At 57.4% G+C, this 18,656-nt stretch carries 12 protein-coding genes; all 12 read left to right on the plus strand.

All coding sequences use genetic code 11. From position 1 onward, the window contains the following. Positions 1–9: 9 nt before the first annotated feature. The 12 genes from flgJ to fleQ all read left to right on the plus strand — a co-directional run bounded on the left by flgJ (position 10) and on the right by fleQ (position 18,561). Positions 10–1,263, plus strand: a complete 1,254-nt coding sequence (flgJ, locus tag N018_RS08025) for a flagellar assembly peptidoglycan hydrolase FlgJ (protein WP_024643873.1) — start codon at positions 10–12, stop codon at positions 1,261–1,263. A gap of 10 nt (positions 1,264–1,273) precedes the next feature. Further along, positions 1,274–3,334 carry a flagellar hook-associated protein FlgK gene (gene flgK / locus N018_RS08030; RefSeq protein ID WP_025389297.1) on the plus strand — a complete coding sequence of 687 codons (2,061 nt, stop codon included), beginning with the start codon at positions 1,274–1,276 and terminating at the stop codon, positions 3,332–3,334. A gap of 13 nt (positions 3,335–3,347) precedes the next feature. Continuing rightward, positions 3,348–4,940 carry a flagellar hook-associated protein 3 gene (locus tag N018_RS08035; RefSeq protein ID WP_025389298.1) on the plus strand — a complete coding sequence of 531 codons (1,593 nt, stop codon included), beginning with the start codon at positions 3,348–3,350 and terminating at the stop codon, positions 4,938–4,940. An 88-nt stretch (positions 4,941–5,028) separates the two neighbouring features. Continuing rightward, entirely contained in the window at positions 5,029–8,604 is a 3,576-nt protein-coding gene (locus N018_RS08040; protein ID WP_025389299.1) for a glycosyltransferase, read from the plus strand. 111 nt (positions 8,605–8,715) lie between these two features. Next, positions 8,716–11,625, plus strand: a complete 2,910-nt coding sequence (locus N018_RS08045; protein ID WP_025389300.1) for a TIGR00180 family glycosyltransferase — start codon at positions 8,716–8,718, stop codon at positions 11,623–11,625. A 308-nt stretch (positions 11,626–11,933) separates the two neighbouring features. Beyond that, entirely contained in the window at positions 11,934–12,860 is a 927-nt protein-coding gene (locus N018_RS08050) for a ketoacyl-ACP synthase III (RefSeq protein WP_024643878.1), read from the plus strand. Positions 12,861–13,190: 330 nt separating this feature from the next. Continuing rightward, the gene (locus N018_RS08055) at positions 13,191–14,039 is read left to right on the plus strand and encodes a flagellin domain-containing protein (RefSeq protein ID WP_024643879.1); all 849 of its coding nucleotides are present in this window, start codon (positions 13,191–13,193) and stop codon (positions 14,037–14,039) included. Positions 14,040–14,110: 71 nt separating this feature from the next. Then, entirely contained in the window at positions 14,111–14,509 is a 399-nt protein-coding gene (locus tag N018_RS08060) for a flagellar protein FlaG (RefSeq protein ID WP_024643880.1), read from the plus strand. 83 nt (positions 14,510–14,592) lie between these two features. Then, positions 14,593–16,074, plus strand: a complete 1,482-nt coding sequence (gene fliD / locus N018_RS08065; RefSeq protein ID WP_024643881.1) for a flagellar filament capping protein FliD — start codon at positions 14,593–14,595, stop codon at positions 16,072–16,074. Positions 16,075–16,196: 122 nt separating this feature from the next. Further along, positions 16,197–16,586 (plus strand): flagellar export chaperone FliS, encoded by a 390-nt coding sequence (gene fliS, locus N018_RS08070; RefSeq protein WP_024643882.1) that lies wholly within the window; start codon positions 16,197–16,199, stop codon positions 16,584–16,586. Between the two features lie 25 nt (positions 16,587–16,611). After that, positions 16,612–16,908, plus strand: coding sequence for a flagellar assembly protein FliT (locus N018_RS08075; protein WP_024643883.1), 297 nt, complete (start codon positions 16,612–16,614; stop codon positions 16,906–16,908). Between the two features lie 177 nt (positions 16,909–17,085). Further along, positions 17,086–18,561: a transcriptional regulator FleQ gene (fleQ, locus tag N018_RS08080; protein WP_024643884.1), complete on the plus strand. Its 1,476-nt coding sequence runs from the start codon at positions 17,086–17,088 to the stop codon at positions 18,559–18,561. The last annotated feature ends 95 nt before the right edge of the window (positions 18,562–18,656 follow it).

Genomic DNA, 18,656 nt, shown 5'->3' on the forward strand with positions numbered 1-18,656 from the left:
GATTTGCGCATGGATATGCCCAAGAGCGGGATTTCTTCAGCGGTCGACTCCGGTGCCTATACCGACGTCAACCGTCTGGCAGCGCTGAAGCATGGCGACAAGGACAGTGTGGAAAACCAGAAGAAGGTGGCCCGCGAGTTCGAATCGCTGTTCGTCAGCCAGATGCTCAAGGCCATGCGGTCAGCCAACGAAGTGCTGGCCAAGGACAACCCGATGAACACCGCGGCGACGCGGCAGTATCAGGACATGTATGACCAGCAACTGGCGGTCACCCTGTCCACGCGTGGTAACGGCATTGGCTTGCAGGACGTGCTGATGCGCCAGTTGTCGAAAGACAAGGGTATAAACCACGCCGCTGCAGCGGTTACGCCCGACGCCGCCAAGGCTGCAACGGCAGCTACTGACGCGGCGCCTGCCAGGACCGGTCTGGCAACCAGTATCTACCAGCGTCCACTGTGGGCGACACGCTCGGCGGCGGCGGATCAGGCGGCTGTCGCAGCGTCGGCATCCGGTGAAGGTCGCAACGACATGGCGGCGCTCAATTCGCGTCGCCTGTCCTTGCCGAGCAAGCTCACCGATCGACTTCTGGCAGGCATCGTGCCTTCGGCAGCTACCGCAGTCAGCAACAGTCCTGCACCTACTCGTGCGACTTCCGGCATTGCTGGCAACAATGGCGACTGGACGCTCGACCCGAACCTGGCGCCTGCGCCGGAGTACGTGCGCTCGATGGCTCAGCCACCGCTGGCGCCGGCCAAGCGTGCGTTCAGCAACGCCGATCAGTTCGTCGAGACCATGCTGCCGCTGGCCAAGGAAGCCGCCGCGCGTATCGGCGTCGACCCGGTGATGCTGGTGGCGCAGGCTGCGCTGGAAACCGGCTGGGGCAAATCGATCATGCGTCAGCAGGATGGCAGCAGCAGTCACAACCTGTTCGGCATCAAGGCTGCGGGTAGCTGGAAGGGCGCAGAAGCGCGCGCCATCACCAGCGAGTTCCGTGAAGGGAAGATGGTCAAGGAAACGGCAGACTTCCGCTCCTACGACTCCTATGCCGACAGCTTCCATGACCTGGTCAGTCTGCTGCAGAACAACAATCGTTATAAAGAAGTGGTCAACTCGGCCGATAAACCAGAACAGTTCGTAAAAGAATTGCAGAAGGCTGGTTACGCCACCGACCCGGACTATGCAAGCAAGATTTCGCAGATTGCGAAGCAGATGAAGAGTTACCAGACGTACGCCGCTGCAACGGGCTCTTCCACGACTTTATAAGGTTTTAATCATGTCGCTGATTTCAATTGGGCTCTCAGGTATCAACGCCAGTAGCGCTGCGATCAATACCATCGGTAATAACACGGCCAACGTGGATACCGCGGGTTACTCGCGTCAGCAGGTACTGACCAAGGCGTCGGCGCAGATTGCCCTGGGGCAGGGCACCGGCTACGTCGGCACGGGTACAACGCTGTCGGATGTGCGTCGCATCTACAACAGCTACCTGGACACCCAATTGCAAACCACGACCGCCCTTAGCGCGGACGCGGTCGCATACTCCGGTCAGGCCGGCAAGACGGACACCTTGCTGTCCGACAATGCGTCAGGCGTCGCCGTGCAGTTGGCAGACTTTTTTTCCAAAATGCAGGGCATCGCCACCAATGCGACGCAATCGTCAGATCGCTCCTCGTTCCTGACTCAGGCGGGCTCATTGAGCGCACGGTTCAACTCGATCGCTTCCCAGCTGTCTTCACAGAACGACAACGTCAATTCCCAGCTCGCCAACTTCACCTCCCAGGTCAACGAACTGACCACCACGGTGGCGAGCCTGAACAAACAGATCACCCAGGCGTCGGCTGGCAACGGCACGCCCAACACACTGCTCGATTCGCGTAGCGAAGCGGTGCGTCAGCTCAATGAGCTGGTAGGTGTGAAAGTCTCCGAAAACAACGGCAATTACGATATTTACACCGGCACCGGGCAAGCATTGGTCAGCGGTTCGACGGCTTACAAGATGTCGACAGCCCCTAACCCGTCCGACCCGCTGCAGTCCAACGTGCAGATCGCCTACGGTCAGTCCCAGACCGACGTAAGTTCGGTCGTTACGGGCGGCTCGATTGGTGGTCTGCTGCGTTACCGCAACGAAGTGCTGGTGCCAGCGACCAACGAGCTTGGCCGTACGGCGATGGTGCTCTCGGACCAGGTCAACAGCCAATTGAACCAGGGTATCGACAGCAAGGGTAATTTTGGTTCGAATCTGTATTCGAGCATCAACAGCGCGGATGCGATTACCCAGCGCAGCATCGGCAAGACCACCAACAGTCTCGGTTCCGGCAACTTGAACGTGACGATTGGCGATACCAGCAAGCTGACGGCGGACGATTACGAAGTCACGTTCAGCGACGCCTCGAATTTCACGGTGCGTCGTCTGCCCAATGGCGAGAGCGTCGGTGCCGGTGCGTTGAGTGACAATCCGCCCAAGCAGTTCGACGGTTTCAGTGTGAGCCTCAATGGCAACACCTTGGCGGCTGGAGACAGCTTCAAGGTCATACCGACACGCACCGGCGCGTCGGGGATTTCGGTGGTCATGACCGACGCCAAGGATATCGCCGCGGCTGCGCCCTTGACGGCGACTGCGGGTGCCAGCAACGCTGGCACCGGCAGTTTTACCCAGCCTGTACTGAACACCAAGTCAGATATTTACAGCAGCACCCGGACCGCGGATCTGCGCAACGCTGTTAAGGATTCCACCCCCATGAAGCTGGTGATGGGCGCGGTCAGCAGCACTGGCGTTCAGAGCTACAGCCTGATCAATGCGAGTGGTGGCGCAGTGCTCGATCAGAACGGTAACGCCGTGGGCGGTTCGATCATTCAGGGGCAGACCAACACGCTCAAACTGAACGTCGGCTATACCGATACCACGACAACGCCGGGCAGCAAGACTGCGTTTCAACTGGAAATGACCATTTCCGGCTCGCCGGTCGTCAACGATACCTTCAGCGTCGGCATCACCGGTTCGGGCTCGTCCGACAACCGTAATGCGCTGGCAGTGGTCGGTTTGCAGACCGCCAAGACCGTCGGCGTCGCCAATGGCGACGCGGGCACCAGCCTGTCCGGCTCCTACGCTGACCTTGTTTCTGTGGTCGGCACGCTGGCAAGTCAGGGCAAGAACGATGTCACGGCTACGGCTGCCGTTGTCGGTCAGGCCAAGGCGTCACGCGATTCGGTTTCGGGTGTATCGCTCGATGAAGAAGCGTCCAACCTGATCAAGTATCAGCAGTACTACACCGCCTCATCGCAGATCATCAAGGCGGCACAAACCATCTTCAGCACGCTGATCAACAGCCTTTAAGGAATCGTGAGCCATGCGTATCTCGACTACCCAGTTCTACGAAGCCACGAACGCCAATTATCAGCGCAACTATGCAAACCTCAACAAGACCAGCGAAGAGGTTTCCAGCGGTATCAAGCTCAATACGGCGAGCGACGATCCGGTGGGCTCAGCCCGGGTACTGCAACTGGCTCAGCAGAACTCCATGCTGACCCAGTACGCGGCCAACATAGGAACGATCAACACCAACGTGGTCAGCACCGAGACCGCATTGACCAGCATCATCGATACCATGCAGTCTGCTCGTGAAGAGATCATATCGGCGTCCAACGGCGTCAATACCGACTCTGAACGTCTCACCAAGGCTCAGTCGCTCAAACAGTATCAGGGGCAGCTTCTGGCGCTCATGAACAGCAAGGATCCTAATGGCCAATATATATTGGCCGGTTCCAAGTCCTCGACGCCGCCTTACTCGCTGAACGCCGATGGTTTTTACAGCTACAAGGGCGATCAGACCAGCGTCAACCTGGCGGTAGGCGATGGTCTGGTAATGGCCAGTAACACCACGGGCTACGAGGCGTTCGAGCAGTCGGTCAACAGCACGCGCACGTCTGCGACACTGATTTCCCCGGCGACCGATGATGGCAAGATCGGCCTGAGTGCCGGCCAGGTGACGTCGACTCCTACCTATAACTCGAGCTATCAGGCGGGCGAACCTTACACACTGACCTTCCTCAGCGGTACGCAATTCAAGATCACCGATGCCACCGGCACCGATGTGAGCTCCGACGCGTCGTCTGCCGGCAAGTTCGGCAACAGCACGTTCGAGGCGCAGACGTTTACCTTTCGCGGTGTCGAAATGACCCTCAACGTTAACCTGCCAGCGGCTGACAGAGTGTCGGAAGCCACGGCTGATGCTGCACTGACCAATCGCAGTTATCAACTGTCTTCGACGCCAGACAGCGTGTCGACGTCGCGAAGTGCCGGTAACACCTCTACCGCCAACATCAGCAGCTCTACCGTGGGTAACACCGCAGCTGACCGGACGGCGTTCAATAATACCTTCCCTACCGGCGGCGCCATTCTCAAGTTCACCAGCGCTACCGACTACGATCTGTTTGCGTCACCCTTGACCAGCAGCAGTAAACCGGTGTCCAGTGGCACGATGAGCGGCTCTACGGCCAACGCCTCCGGGGTCAATTTCAACCTCAGCGGTACACCTGCCGCCGGTGATCAGTTTATCGTGGAGTCTGGTACTCACCAGAACGAGAACATCCTCAACACACTGACGGCGGCGATCAAAGCCTTGTCGACGCCGGTTGACGGAGATCTGGTGGCGACGCAAAAGATGAAGGCGTCACTGGACTCTGCGCTGGGCAACATCACCAGCGGTATCGCGCAGGCTTCTACCGCACGTGCCAATGGCGGCGCGCGCCAGCTTGCTGCGAGTGCCCAGGGGACCACTAACGAGCTGCTCAAAGCCAATAATACAATTGAGCAGGGCACTTACGTGAATGCGGACATCGTCGAGGCGACCACTCGCCTGACGCTGCAGAAAACCATGCTGGATGCTTCCCAGCAGGTCTTTACCATGCTGTCCAAGTTGAACCTGTTCAGTCAGCTTTGAACCCTGACGTGAGCATCCACCGTCTTTTTTCAGCGGTGAGGGGAGCCAATCGACTGGCTGGCTCCCTGCCGCTCGCGAGTCTGTAATAGTGAATTCAGCCCCTCTTGTCAGTATCGTCATTCCCGCTCTCAACCCTCGCTTTTTCCGCGCCGCGTTGCAAAGTGCGCTGGACCAGGTTTACGACAATCTCGAAATCGTCGTCTGTGACGATTGCCGTACCGATGAGATCAAAACGATTTTTGACGAGCTGATCCCTTCGGACAGTGATTGTGCGCGTTATGTGGACAACCCTCGGCGCCTGGGTTTTCAAGGGAATCTGCTCAAGTGTCTGGAAGAGGCGAGCGGCGAGTACATCAAGTTTCTCTGCGATGACGACCGTCTTTACACCTATTGCGTTGCGCATCAGGCGCAGACCCTTGATACGTACAAGGATGTTCAACTGGTTGTCAGCAAACGCCATCTGGTGGACATCGATGACTATGTACTGCCGGCGCGCATGGAAAACGTCGGGCTGGTGCCATACGACGCGGTGTTCAAAGGCGAGGATATGCTGGCGATTTTCGAGCGCACGCCGCGCAATTATCTGGGGGGGTTCAGCGGCGCGCTGATGCGCCGTGCCGACGTGCTGGAATACCTGCCGTCCCTCGCTGTGCCAGGGCAGGGCTTTGTCGCATTGCTGGATTTCACCTTGTTCATCTGCCTGCTGCGACGTGGGAACCTGGTTGTACTGAACAATGTCGAGAGCATTGAGCGTCTGTACCCGGGGCGCCTCAGCAGTCAGCCAGACATGCTTCAAAAAGCCACCACCGAATGGGGCTGGTTGAACGAAATGCTCAAGGCACGCAGTGGCGAGGACGCACCTGCTCAGGGCTGGGTGCGTTTCCTGCCATTGCGCAGGGCGATGGAAGAACCGCGCGAGTGGGACGAAGTCGGTCTTTACGGGGTGATGGCCGGTCGTCAAGGCATCATGATGAGCCGAGTCGGCAGCAGCAGTGAAAGCTATGCCGAGCTGTACGCCGAGTGGCTGTCCTGCCGGCGGTTTTCCGTTCCGCAAAAGAAGCTGCTGGAGCGGCGCATCGGCAGTTGGGCCTGGCAGCCGCGTATCGTACCGGTGATCATCGATCCTGACGGTGACGCCGAAGGCCTCGATATCACGTTGCGCAGCATTGCCGAACAGGATTACGCCGCCGACTCGGTGGTGGTGCTCACCAACGCCAGCGTCGATGACCCGCAAGTGCTGCGCTTTTCCCTGCAGCCGGACTGGTCGCAGCAGTTAAACGAAGTCTTGCCGCTGCTGGACAGCGCCGACTGGGTTTATCTGCTGCGTGCTGGCGACCGGCTGACGCAGCCCGCGCTGCTGGTACTGGCTGAACGTATCGCCCAGCATTCCGGGCTGTTGTGTATCTACAGCGACGAAGGGGCGCTGGTCGATGACGAATCCAGAGAGCCGATTTTCAAACCCGGTTTCAATCTGGATCTTCTGCGCGCCTATCCCTATGTCGGGCGCACGCTGGCCTTCGAACGTCGCAATCTGCTGGACATGGGCGGTTTCGATCCGGCCCATGACGAACTGGCTCCGCACGATGTCATCTGGCGTCTGGTCGAGGGTGCCGGGCCGCAGACCATCGAGCACATCGCCGAAGTGCAGGTCGAATCCCGCCTGGCGTTTGCCGAGTGGTTGTCACTGCCTTGCGTCATTGAACACAACGAGTCGGTGGTAGCGGCCCACCTGACACGTATCGGCAGGGAGCATGTGATTCATCACGATCAACTGCCGCTGCTGAACCGCATCGAGTACGTTCACCCGTCGCAGCCTCTGGTGTCGATCATCATCACCGCCAGGGATCAGTTGGGCGCTCTGGAGCGTTGCGTCGACAGCCTGCTCAGCAACACGACCTACCCGAATTACGAGGTCTTGATCGTCGACAACGCCAGCGAGGGCGCAGAGGCCCAGGCATGGTTCGCGGCAATGGGCCAGCTGGGCAGCGACAAGCTGCGCATTTTCTCGTTGTCTGACGCCGGCAGCCAAGCTTCGGCCCAGAACCATGCTGCGCGGCAAGCAAGGGGCGACTACCTACTGATGCTCAGCCCGCATGCCATTATTCATCAGGCCGACTGGCTGCAGGGGCTGGTCAGTCATGCTCAGCGCCCGGAAGTCGGCATCGTCGGACCACGTATTCTCAGCCCTCAAGGCACTATTCTGTACGCAGGCATGGTGATGGGCATGGATGGTCTGGCCGGGCGGCCCTTCATCAACTTTCATGCGGGCGCGCGCGGCTATATGCAGCGTCTGCAACTGACGCAAAACTGGAGTGCGGTCAGCGGCAATTGCCTGATAGTGCGCAAAGAAGTATTCGACGCTGTGGGCGAGATGGAGGCCGCGACCTTTACTCAGGGCCTGCAGGATCTGGACCTTTGCCTGCGTGTCGGGCGCGAGGGTTACCTGATCGTCGGGACACCCGATTCTGCACTGGTACTGTCAGAGCCTGCTGCCGCTGAACGCAGCGAGGCATCTCGTCAGGCGCTTGATAACGAGCAGAAATCATTCTTCCAGAAATGGCTGCCGAAAATGGCCAGTGATCCGGCGTACAACCCCAACCTGCATCTCAACGAAACGCTGTCGTTCGCTCTTAACCCTGGTCTGCTGGTGGGCTGGGATCCGTTCTGCAGTCGTCATCTGCCTTCCATTCTCGGCATGGCGGTCAACTCTTCGGCAGTTGGGCATTACCGGGTCAGCCAGCCACTGCTGGAGCTGATGGCCGCCGGGCGGGTAGTTGGTCATATGACCTATGAGACCGCATCGCCGGTTGAGATAGAGCGCCAGTCTCCCGACGTGATCGTCTTTCAGGGCCGCTATACCGAAGCCAAGGTTCCGGATATCGAGCTGGCAAAGAACTATTCGAATGCCATGCGTATTTTCGAGCTTGACGATTACATTGCCGATGTACCCGAGCGCAACGAGCACAAGCGCAACATGCCTGACAATATCGGCGCCATGCTGCGCAAGGGGATAGGCCTATGTGACCGTGTGGTGGTGTCGACACATCCGCTGGCCGAGGTGCTGTCGAGCATGCACAGCGATATCCGAGTGGTGCCGAACATGTTGGCGACCCATCTGTGGAGCAACCTTAGGAGTCAGCGCCGCAGCTCCGGCAAGCCGCGTATCGGCTGGGGTGGGGGCACCAGCCATCGGGGCGACCTGGAGCTGATTGTCGATGTGGTGCGTGAGCTGGCCGATGAGGTGGAGTGGGTGTTTTTCGGCATGTGCCCGGATATTCTCAAGCCCTTCATTCACGAATTTCATACTGCGGTCAGCCTCAAGACCTACCCGGCCAAGCTGGCCAGCCTGAATCTCGATCTGGCACTGGCGCCGCTGGAATTTCACATCTTCAACGACTGCAAGAGTAATCTCAGGCTGCTGGAATACGGCGCGTGCGGCTACCCGGTCATTTGTTCCGACACTGAGGCTTACCGTGGCCATCTGCCGGCCACCCGCGTGAACACTAACAGTCCGGACGAGTGGTTGCAGGCGATTCGCATGCACCTCTCCGATCCTGATGCCAGTTACCGTATGGGCGATGAACTGCGCGAGACGGTGTTGCGCGACTTCATGCTGCGCGGTGAAAACCTGCAATATTGGGCCAACGGCTGGCTGCCGGACTGATCCGATCGTTTAAACATGCGCCAGCAGATTGCTCGCTGGCGCCACGTTACGCTCTTGCTTCAACGCCCGCTGCGGGTTGAAGGCGCACTCGATTCGTTATAAGGAAAGATCATGCAAAACCATTCCGGAAATGAACACACCGCTTTGAATCAGCGTCTGACTCTGCTGTTGGTGGCCAAGGACCAGCCGGATTTCCTGCGCCGCGCCTTGAAGTATTACAGCGACTTCCCCTGCAGCGTGGTAGTGGTCGACGCATCCGCTCAGCCGGATGCCGGCATCGCGGGCACCTCAGGCCTGTTTTACGTGCAACACGCAGCGCTGACCGATGCCAGCCTCAGTGCCAGGATTGCCGAGGGCCTCAAGCATGTCACCACACCGTTTGTGATTCCGGCGCCGGTCGACAGCTTCCTGCTGGCAAGCGCATTGAATGCCGCCTTGAGCTTTCTTGAAGCCAATCAGACTTACGGTGCCTGCCAAGGCTACAGCCTTAGCTATCAGGCCCATGTCGATAAAGTGGATTATTTCCGTCGCGATCGTAAAACCTGCGAAGACTACGCGTCCGATGACGCTGGCGAGCGGGTGTCGAGTTTCATGAGCCAAGGCCTGTCGTTGCTCAGCGCAGTGACGCGGACTGAACTGGCGCAGCAGTGGTTCGCTTCGGTTACCGAAGGCACCGAGTTGCATTGGCAGGAAATCGGTTACATGAGTTATCTGGCGGCGGCTGCTCGCCTGCGCATTCTGCCGATTCCGTATGCCCTGCATTTCACGCCGGGCAAGGAAGCAGAGATGCGCCATGGCGCGGGCATCGTCGCTGCGGTCAGGCATGTCGATCCCAAAGCCAAGGCGACCCGAGAGGCATTTGCCAAACGACTGGTTTCGGTGTTGGGCGACGAATCGGGCTTCGCCGGTACGCAGGGCGTACAGAACATCTTGGCCGGGCTCGCCGCCATGGCGGAACGTCTCAAGACTGAGGGGTTTCAGGCTGATGAAAAACTCATCAGTGCGGTCTGGAACGTTGCCCTTGAGCAGTCGGACGCGTTGTTCGAGCCTCGGCAGTTCGTCGAATTGCCGTTTTACAACCAGCCGCTGTTCGACGAACTGGCCCGCATCGAACTCCTGATTCATGTCATGCCGGCAGGCCGCTTGCAGATGGAGGCGCTTGAAGCGGCTCTGCTCAAGCAAGCCGAGTTGCTGCGTGAGCAAAGCAATCCGGATGCTGAAACCAGACTCAGCCGTCTGTGGCAGGCCTACGAAACCTACGCGTTCAATCTGGGTGTGGTGCAGAGCCTCGCCACGGAATTGCTCGCTAGCAAAGACGACAAACACAGCGAAGAGCAGCTTGCGCTTGTTTCTGCCTGGGGCCAGCGTCTGCAGGCCGCATCCGGTTTCGACAACGGCCGGCTGCTCGACGGCATGGCCTCTGGCCGACTGCTCAACTGGCTCGATGCGCGTAATCCGACCCCCGACGCCGTCAAGCAGATCACCGAAAAGCTCGCCAGTGCACCGACCGGCTCGCAGATCGGTATTTTGCTGCTGGACCTGGACGCAGACATGATGAAGCTCCAGGCAACGTTCGACAGCCTGATCAACAGCTATTATAAGGCGTTCAAAGTGGTGGTTTTCACGACGGGAGAGTTACCGGCAGTCACCACACTGCACAACACCCTGCATTTCGTGAAGGTCACTGAAAGCAATTACGTCGACAAGATCAACCAGATCATCAAGCAGTCCCCCAGCGACTGGCTGATGCTGGCCCAGGCCGGTGAAGAGTTCACCCGCAGCGGCCTGTTGCTGGCCAGTGCCGAGCTGGTTGACGCGGCTGAGTGCCGTGCGGTGGCGGTCGACGAGATTCAGCGTCAATCCAACGGCACTCTGGCCCCAGTGTTCCGCCCTGGTTTCAACTTGGACCTGTTGCAAAGTCTGCCCGCTCTGATGGCGCGCCATTGGCTGATCCGCCGCGATGTGCTGGTGGAGGCGGGCGGCTATTCGCGTGAATTACCCAAGGCGCTCGAATTCGATCTGTTGCTGCGCTTGATCGAGCTGGGCGGCATGAGCGGCCTGGCCCACTTGAGCGAGCCGCTGCTGATGTGTGATGCGCCTGCGCTGGAAGACAATCCCGACGAACAGAGAGCGCTCAAGCGCCATCTTGGCAAGCGGGGTTATCAGGCTGAAGTCACTTCGGTACAGCCCGGCACTTACAAGATCGATTACCGCCACACCCATCGGCCGCAGGTCTCGATTCTGCTGCACAGTCAGGACAACCTGCCGGAGCTGCAACGCTGCCTGCAAAGTATCCTGCAACGCACCCGCTATCAGCGTTACGAAGTACTGATCGGCGACAACGCCAGTACGTCAGCCGAACTGTCGACCTGGCTCGACAGACAGGAACAGGTTTCGGGTCGCGTGCGTGTGTTCCGCGCCGAGCAGCGCATGAGTTCGGGGGCTTTGTGTAATCTGATCAGTCAGGAAGCCACTGGCGAATACCTTGTCTTGGTGGATGCGCAAAGCCAGATCGTCAATGTCGGCTGGATCGAATCCCTGCTCAACCAGGCGCAACGTCCGGAAGTGGGCGTGGTCGGCGTCAAGCTTGTTGATGGTGAAGGCGCGGTGACTCAGGCCGGGCTGATTCTGGGCCTCAATGGCGGCGTGGGCTCTGGCTTTGTCGGCGAGCCGAAGACCTCTACCGGTTATATGCAGCGCCTGGTGGTCGAGCAGAATTACTCTGCCGTGTCATCGGCGTGCCTGATGATTGCCAAGGAGCTGTATGACGCAATCGGCGGGCTGGACGAGGAGGCCTTCGCCGAAGCGCTGGGTGACGTGGACCTGTGTCTCAAGGCTGCACAGGCTGGTTACCTGACCGTGTGGACCCCGCATGTTCAGGTGGTGCATTCCGGTGTGGTAAAGGTTTCCGAGCAGGCGCGTACCGCGCTGATGGACAAATGGTCTGCGCAATTCGCGCAGGATGAAGCCTACAACGCTAATCTCGATCTCAATGGTCGGGGTTTCACCCTGGCTGTTTGAGTCGCCAGCATCCGTAAAACCGGTCGCATCGCGGCCGGTTCGCTGCTTTTAAAATCTCTGCGCAGCGGGCTGAATGGCTGGCTCCAGTGCGCTTTTCCACGCCGCAAATTATCGCAAAGCATGCAAACGGGAGTGACCTGCGGGTCATAACGTGCATCTTCACTGTATTGTGTTACAGAGAGCGACATGCGCCTGACTTGCTTTAACGTGCCAAGCGCCCTGAAAATGTCTGTAAATCACCTCTATTCGGTAGCGCCCTGATTTTTGTCAGGACGGAAAATGACCTGTTTACTCATCGGGAAGCCATGATGATTGGCATTAAAAGCATAGCGAGTTACGTGCCTGTTGCAGGCGTTGATAACTACGCTCAAGGCGCCAGGTTCGGCAAGGATGAAGAATTCATCCTTGGGAAAATTGGCTCCACGTTCCTGCCGCGCAAAGACGCTGGCCAGGAAACCTCGGATCTGTGTGTTGAAGCGGCCAATACGCTGTTTGCCAACAACCCGCAGCTCAAGCGCGAAAGTATTGATGTGCTGATCGTCGTCACCCAGAACGGTGACGAGGAAGGCTTGCCGCATACCGCTGCCATCGTCCAGGACAAGCTTGGCCTGTCTACCAACGTTGCTGCGTTTGATATTTCGCTGGGCTGCTCCGGCTATGTATACGGTATCTATGCGATCAAGGGCTTCATGGAGGCAGCAGGCCTTAAGAATGGGCTGCTGATCACCGCCGATCCGTATTCGAAAATTGTCGACCCGGAAGACCGCAACACCACCATGCTGTTCGGTGACGCAGCTACTGCCACATGGATGGGCGAGGACGCCGACTGGCAATTGGGCAAGGCGAAGTTCGGCACCGACGGTTCCGGCGCACCGCACCTCAAGGTCAGCAACGGCGTGTTTTTCATGAACGGCCGTCAGGTATTCAATTTTGCACTGCTGAAAGTCCCTGCGCATCTGCATGAGCTGTTGGCCGAGTCAGACCTGACGCCTGACGATATTGATGCCTTCTGTATTCACCAGGGCAGTGCCGCCATCGTCGACGCCGTTGCGCGCCGCTTCGAAGACAAACCCGAGAAGTTTCTCAAGGACATGGTCGAGACCGGCAATACCGTGTCGTCCAGCATTCCGTTGCTGATTGAAAAACACGTACTGGGCTCTTCGTGGAAGCGGGTTGCCTTGAGCGGTTTTGGTGTGGGGCTGTCCTGGGGGTCTGCCATTATCTATAAAGGCTGAGTTAATACAGCCTGACTAAGAGCGCCTGTGGATTTATTCTCCAGGCGCTTTTAAATTAAACAGTGATCCACGTCACACTTTGCACTTCGCTATGCGACACCCTCGCTTGACCCCACTTCCTGTTGTTGATGAATTTCTCTCTTTCCAGTCGCGTGATTATGCCCCAATCCCTTGTTCTATAAGGGGTGGCCGTGTGATGGCAAAATATTTAAAAAAAACACTCAAGCAACCTGCCATTGCGACGATAACTATTACGAAGGTTCTCTAGGCACACCCGGCAGCTTGCAGGGGCCGGAAGCCACGTAGTACCAAACCACCGAGGAATTCATCATGGCTTTAACAGTAAACACCAACGTAACATCGTTGAACGTCCAGAAGAACCTGGGCCGAGCTTCTGACGCACTGTCGAAATCGATGGAACGTCTGTCCACCGGTAAGAAAATCAACACCGCCTCGGATGATGCTGGTGGCAGCGTAACGCAAACCAAGATCACCTCGCAGATCCGCGGCCAGACAGTGGCGATGAAAAACGCCAACGACGGTATCTCGATCGTGCAGACCACTGAAGGTGCACTGCAAGAGTCGGTCAGCATTCTGCAGCGTATGCGTGAACTGGCTGTTCAGTCGCGAAACGACAGTAACAGTCCGGAAGGTCGTGATGCGCTGAACAAAGAATTCGCGCAGATGAGCCTGGAAATAACCCGTATCGCTGATAGTACTAACCTTAACGGCAAGAAGCTGCTCGACGGTTCGGCCAGCACCATGACTTTCCAGGTGGGTGCAGACTCTGGCGCTGCGAACCAGATTTCTGTCACTCTGAGCGCCAGCTTTGACGCAAACACTATGGGTGTAGGTTCGGCAATCACCATCGTCGGTTCCGACAGTGCCGCTGCAGAGACCAACTTCTCCGCCGCCATCGCTGCGATCGACTCGGCTCTGTCGACGATCAACAACACCCGTTCCGATCTGGGTGCTGTACAAAACCGTTTGACCAGCACCATCTCCAACCTGCAGAACATCAACGCCAACGCCAGTCAGGCACTGAGCCGTATCGAAGATACCGACTTCGCTGCTGAAACTGCACAGTTGACCAAGCAACAGACTCTGCAACAGGCTTCCACCTCTGTTCTGGCGCAGGCTAACCAGCTGCCATCCGCTGTACTGAAACTGCTTCAGTAATATCGGCTTGAGTTTTAGCGGGGGAGTGCTTAACAGTGCTCTCTCGCTTTTTACTTTCAGAGGTGATGGTCATGGATATGAGTGTGAAGTTGACCTTGTCTTATCCGGCCGTTCAACCGGCAGGTCAGGCCGCTGTGGCCGACCCGTCGGTCGATAAGCCTGCCGATGCCCGGCCCGTAGAGCGTGTTGCTGCCACGGCGGAAAGTAAAGGTTCTGATCTGCCTAAGGATAAAGAAGGTTTTCCGGACGACGCCAAGGTCAAGGCGGCCGCCGAGGATATCCAGAAATTCTTTCATACGGTGAATCGTAATCTTGAGTTTTCTATCGACGAAGACTCTGGCAAAGTCATCGTCAAGGTGATTGCAAGCGACTCCGGTGAAGTAGTCAGACAGATTCCCAATGCAGAAATCCTGAAACTGGCCGATAGCCTGAGTGACGCGAACAGTTTGTTGTTCCGCGCCAAGGCCTGATCGCCGGTACGGTATTTGTTGTCGGGTTACGAGCCTTTTGAAAAGGCAGTGCGGCCCGCGACATTTTTGAAGGGAGAGGCACCATGGCAAGTCCGATTGTACCTACCACGGGCCTGGGTTCAGGTCTGCAAATCACTGCAATTGTCGAAGGGCTGGTGGCGGCTGAAAGAGCGCCGAAACAGACCCAGATTGACCAGCAGACATCTGCCACCAAAGCGTCGCTGTCAGGTGTCAGTCAGCTGACGTCCGCCTTGGCTGCGTTCCAGAAGACTCTGGATACGCTCAGTAGCAGCACGCCTGCGTTTCAGGGCTTCGCCGCGACGTCATCCAACGAAACGATGGTCAAGGCCACGGCGAGTAACACGGCCGTCAATGGCACCTATGCCATTAACGTCACTAATCTGGCTTCTGCTTCGAAGGTCTCCACAGCTGCGCTTAATTCGACGCAAGCCAGTGCCATTCCGAGTGGTACTCTGGAAATCACTCAGAATGGCACTACCCAGAAGGTCGTGATTGGTCAGACTTCCACCCTGCAAGAGGTGCGCGACCAGATCAACTCGTCGCTGCAGGGCAAGGGTATTACTGCCAACATCATCAATGACAACAACGGTTCAAGGCTGGTGTTCAGTTCGACCACCACGGGCGCTGGCAGTGATATCTCTGTCAAGGGCGCAGCTGGTCAGGAAGCGTTGAACATTGACGGTACCAAGCTGATGAAGGACACCAGCACGGCGACCGACGCAAGTGGTAACCCGATTCCTGGTGCGGGAGCGATTATCGATGTGGCCAAGGATGCAGTGTTCTCTATTGATGGTCTGAGTCTGACCAGTAAGACGAACACTGTGAGTACCGCCATTTCCGGTCTTTCATTTGATCTGATCGCGCCCAGTGTAACTGCTGCGTCAACGACCACTATCACGGTCGCCACAAATACCGAAGGCTTGAAGACTTCGCTGCAGTCTTTCGTCGACTCTTACAATACCTTGGTCACGCTGGTCAGTACTTTGACCAAGGGCTCTGTCGGTACCGACGGTAAATTTACCCCTGCGTCCCTGACCGGCGACGCTACTCCGCGTGGCTTGCTGGCAGCGGTGCGTGACCAGATTGCTACCGCCACATCGAATTCCGGTCTCGGCTCTCTCTCACAGTTGGGGATCAAGACGCAGCAAGCCGACGGCAAGCTCTCACTGGATACAGTCCAGTTAACCTCGGCACTTGTTGACAAAAAACTCGGCGGGCAGATCCAGGCGTTGTTTAACGGCACTGGTGCCAAAAAAGCTGACGGTACGCTTGTGGATGGCGGTTTGGTCGCACGCATGAGTAAAGCGCTCGAACCTTACACCAAGGCCGACGGCATTCTGGCCACCAAGACGACCAGTCTGAACAAGGTGAACGCAAGGCTGGCCAAGGATCAGGAAGCGCTGGACCTGCGTATCACCTCGTTGACTGACGTGTTGAAGGCGAAGTACAACAAGATGGATCTGCTGGTTGGCCAGCTCAGAGCGTCGAGCAGTAGCATCACGTCGATCTTCGAGGCGATGAACGCTCAGAAAAACGCTTCGTAAGCTTTTTTACCGAAGTGCCAAGAACCCGACCCTGCGTCGGGTTCTTGCTTTTGGGCTAAAGTTTAGGCGCTGTACGTCGATAGCCTGAGTATCAAACATTCTGAGTGCGTCTCGAGGTCATTATGAATCCGATGTTAGCGTTGCGGCAGTATCAAAAAATCGGCGCCCAGGCTCAGGCTTCGGAAGCCAGCCCTCATCGTCTGGTGCAGATGCTGATGGAGGGTGGCCTCGACCGCATCGCTCAGGCCAAAGGCGCAATGGCGCGCAACGACTTCGCCAACAAGGGTGTGTTTATCAGCAAGGCCATCGGCATTGTCGGCGGGTTGCGCGAAGGGCTGAACCTTGAGGGCACGCCCAGCGAAAGCCTGGTCAGGCAGGACAGCCTCTATCACTACATGATGGCGCGCCTGGCCGAGGCCAGTGCCCGTAACGATCAGAAGATTCTTGATGAGGTCTCAGGCCTGCTGATCACTGTCAAGGAAGGCTGGGACGCGATCGGCACCCTGCAATAATCTGCTGCTTTCGAGGAGAATAAAAATGAGTGCTGCGCTCAAGCGTATCGAAGAAACTCGTGAAGCCTTGGTAGGTGCACTGGCCGAGCGCGACTGGGAGGCGATCGGCAAGCTTGATCTGGCCTGTCGTGAGTGTGTCGACGCGGCTGTGGGCGAGCCACCTGCCGACGAACCGGCATTACGCAGCAACCTCGAAGAGTTGCTTGGCGTTTACAGACAATTAATTGATGTTGCAACCGGCGAGCGTCAAGCCGTTGTCGATGAAATGACGCAAATCCAGAATGCCAAAAATGCGACGAAGGTATACCATCTGTTCGGTTAACGTTTAATTGTCATTTTATTGTCGGACGAGATTTTCGCCATAAATTTGACTGTGTTCGTTTTTTTGACTTAACTAGTGATGTTTGCCATTTTCTGGCGTCTCAAGGTCTATATCTGCTGAGATTGCCAAGTTGTCCCAATTTGTGGGCATTGAGTTGACTAGGGAAGTTGCTATTGCATGTGGCGTGAAATCAAGATTCTGCTAATCGATGACGATAGCCAGCGCCGCCGGGATCTGGCGGTCATCCTTAATTTCCTTGGCGAAGAAAACCTGTCCTGCTCAAGCCAGGACTGGCAGCAGGCGGTCGGCTCTTTGGCCTCTACGCGGGAGGTGCTGTGCGTACTGCTAGGCAGCGTCAGCGCACCGGGCACACTGCAAGGGCTGCTTAAGACCATCGCCGCATGGGATGAGTTCCTTCCCGTACTGATGATGAGCGAAAATTCTGCCGTGGAATTGCCGGAGGACTCGCGCCGCCGTGTGCTTTCCGTGCTGGAAATGCCGCCTAGCTACAGCAAGCTGCTCGACTCCCTGCACCGTGCCCAGGTCTATCGTGAAATGTACGATCAGGCCCGTGAGCGCGGTCGTCACCGCGAACCGAATCTTTTCCGCAGTCTGGTCGGCACTAGCCGCGCCATTCAGCATGTACGACAAATGATGCAGCAGGTTGCCGACACTGACGCCAGCGTGCTGATTCTTGGCGAATCAGGCACTGGCAAGGAAGTGGTTGCCCGCAACCTGCACTATCACTCCAAACGTCGCGATGCTCCTTTCGTACCGGTGAACTGCGGTGCGATTCCGGCCGAGCTGCTTGAGAGCGAACTGTTCGGCCATGAAAAAGGCGCATTCACTGGTGCGATCACCAGCCGTGCCGGGCGTTTCGAGCTCGCCAACGGCGGTACGCTGTTTCTCGATGAAATCGGCGACATGCCGTTGCCGATGCAGGTCAAATTGTTGCGCGTGCTGCAGGAGCGTTCGTTCGAGCGTGTTGGCAGCAACAAGACCCAGAGCATCGACGTGCGCATCATTGCCGCGACACACAAGAATCTCGAAAACATGATCGAGATCGGCAGCTTCCGTGAAGACCTTTATTACCGTCTGAATGTGTTCCCGATCGAAATGGCCCCGTTACGCGAGCGTGTCGAAGACATTCCGCTGTTGATGAACGAGCTTATCTCGCGCATGGAGCACGAAAAGCGCGGCTCGATCCGATTCAATTCGGCAGCGATCATGTCGCTGTGTCGTCATGCCTGGCCGGGTAACGTTCGTGAGCTGGCCAACCTGGTCGAGCGCATGGCGATTATGCATCCGTATGGCGTGATCGGTGTGGCGGAGTTGCCGAAGAAGTTTCGCTACGTCGATGATGAAGACGAGCAGATGGTCGACAGCCTGCGCAGCGATATCGAAGAGCGCGTGGCCATCAATAACCACACGCCGAACTTCGCTTCCGGTGCCTTGCTGCCGCCTGAAGGGCTGGACCTCAAGGACTACCTCGGCGGGCTTGAGCAGGGTCTGATTCAGCAGGCGCTGGATGATGCCAATGGCATTGTTGCCCGTGCCGCCGAGCGCTTGCGCATTCGTCGCACCACGCTGGTGGAGAAGATGCGCAAGTACGGCATGAGCCGTCGTGAAGGTGACGAACAGGCGGAGGATTGACGCCAGTTTTAAGTGCCTAAAACCAAGCCTCTGAATTTTCAGGGGTTTTTTTTCGGCACGAGGATTGCTAAGTCTCTCTTAACACACCGTTTACT

Origin of the sequence: Pseudomonas syringae CC1557 (genome assembly GCF_000452705.1) — a bacterium.
Classification (GTDB): Bacteria; Pseudomonadota; Gammaproteobacteria; order Pseudomonadales; family Pseudomonadaceae; genus Aquipseudomonas; species Aquipseudomonas syringae_F.

Bases quoted from the DNA above. Each gene is read 5' to 3' on its own strand.
- N018_RS08075 (WP_024643883.1), top strand. From the start codon at position 16,612: ATGAGTGCTGCGCTCAAGCGTATCGAAGAAACTCGTGAAGCCTTGGTA.
- fliS (WP_024643882.1), top strand. From the start codon at position 16,197: ATGAATCCGATGTTAGCGTTGCGGCAGTATCAAAAAATCGGCGCCCAG.
- N018_RS08045 (WP_025389300.1), top strand. From the start codon at position 8,716: ATGCAAAACCATTCCGGAAATGAACACACCGCTTTGAATCAGCGTCTG.
- fleQ (WP_024643884.1), top strand. From the start codon at position 17,086: ATGTGGCGTGAAATCAAGATTCTGCTAATCGATGACGATAGCCAGCGC.
- flgJ (WP_024643873.1), top strand. From the start codon at position 10: ATGGATATGCCCAAGAGCGGGATTTCTTCAGCGGTCGACTCCGGTGCC.
- flgK (WP_025389297.1), top strand. From the start codon at position 1,274: ATGTCGCTGATTTCAATTGGGCTCTCAGGTATCAACGCCAGTAGCGCT.
- N018_RS08055 (WP_024643879.1), top strand. From the start codon at position 13,191: ATGGCTTTAACAGTAAACACCAACGTAACATCGTTGAACGTCCAGAAG.
- N018_RS08035 (WP_025389298.1), top strand. From the start codon at position 3,348: ATGCGTATCTCGACTACCCAGTTCTACGAAGCCACGAACGCCAATTAT.
- N018_RS08050 (WP_024643878.1), top strand. From the start codon at position 11,934: ATGATTGGCATTAAAAGCATAGCGAGTTACGTGCCTGTTGCAGGCGTT.
- N018_RS08060 (WP_024643880.1), top strand. From the start codon at position 14,111: ATGGATATGAGTGTGAAGTTGACCTTGTCTTATCCGGCCGTTCAACCG.
- fliD (WP_024643881.1), top strand. From the start codon at position 14,593: ATGGCAAGTCCGATTGTACCTACCACGGGCCTGGGTTCAGGTCTGCAA.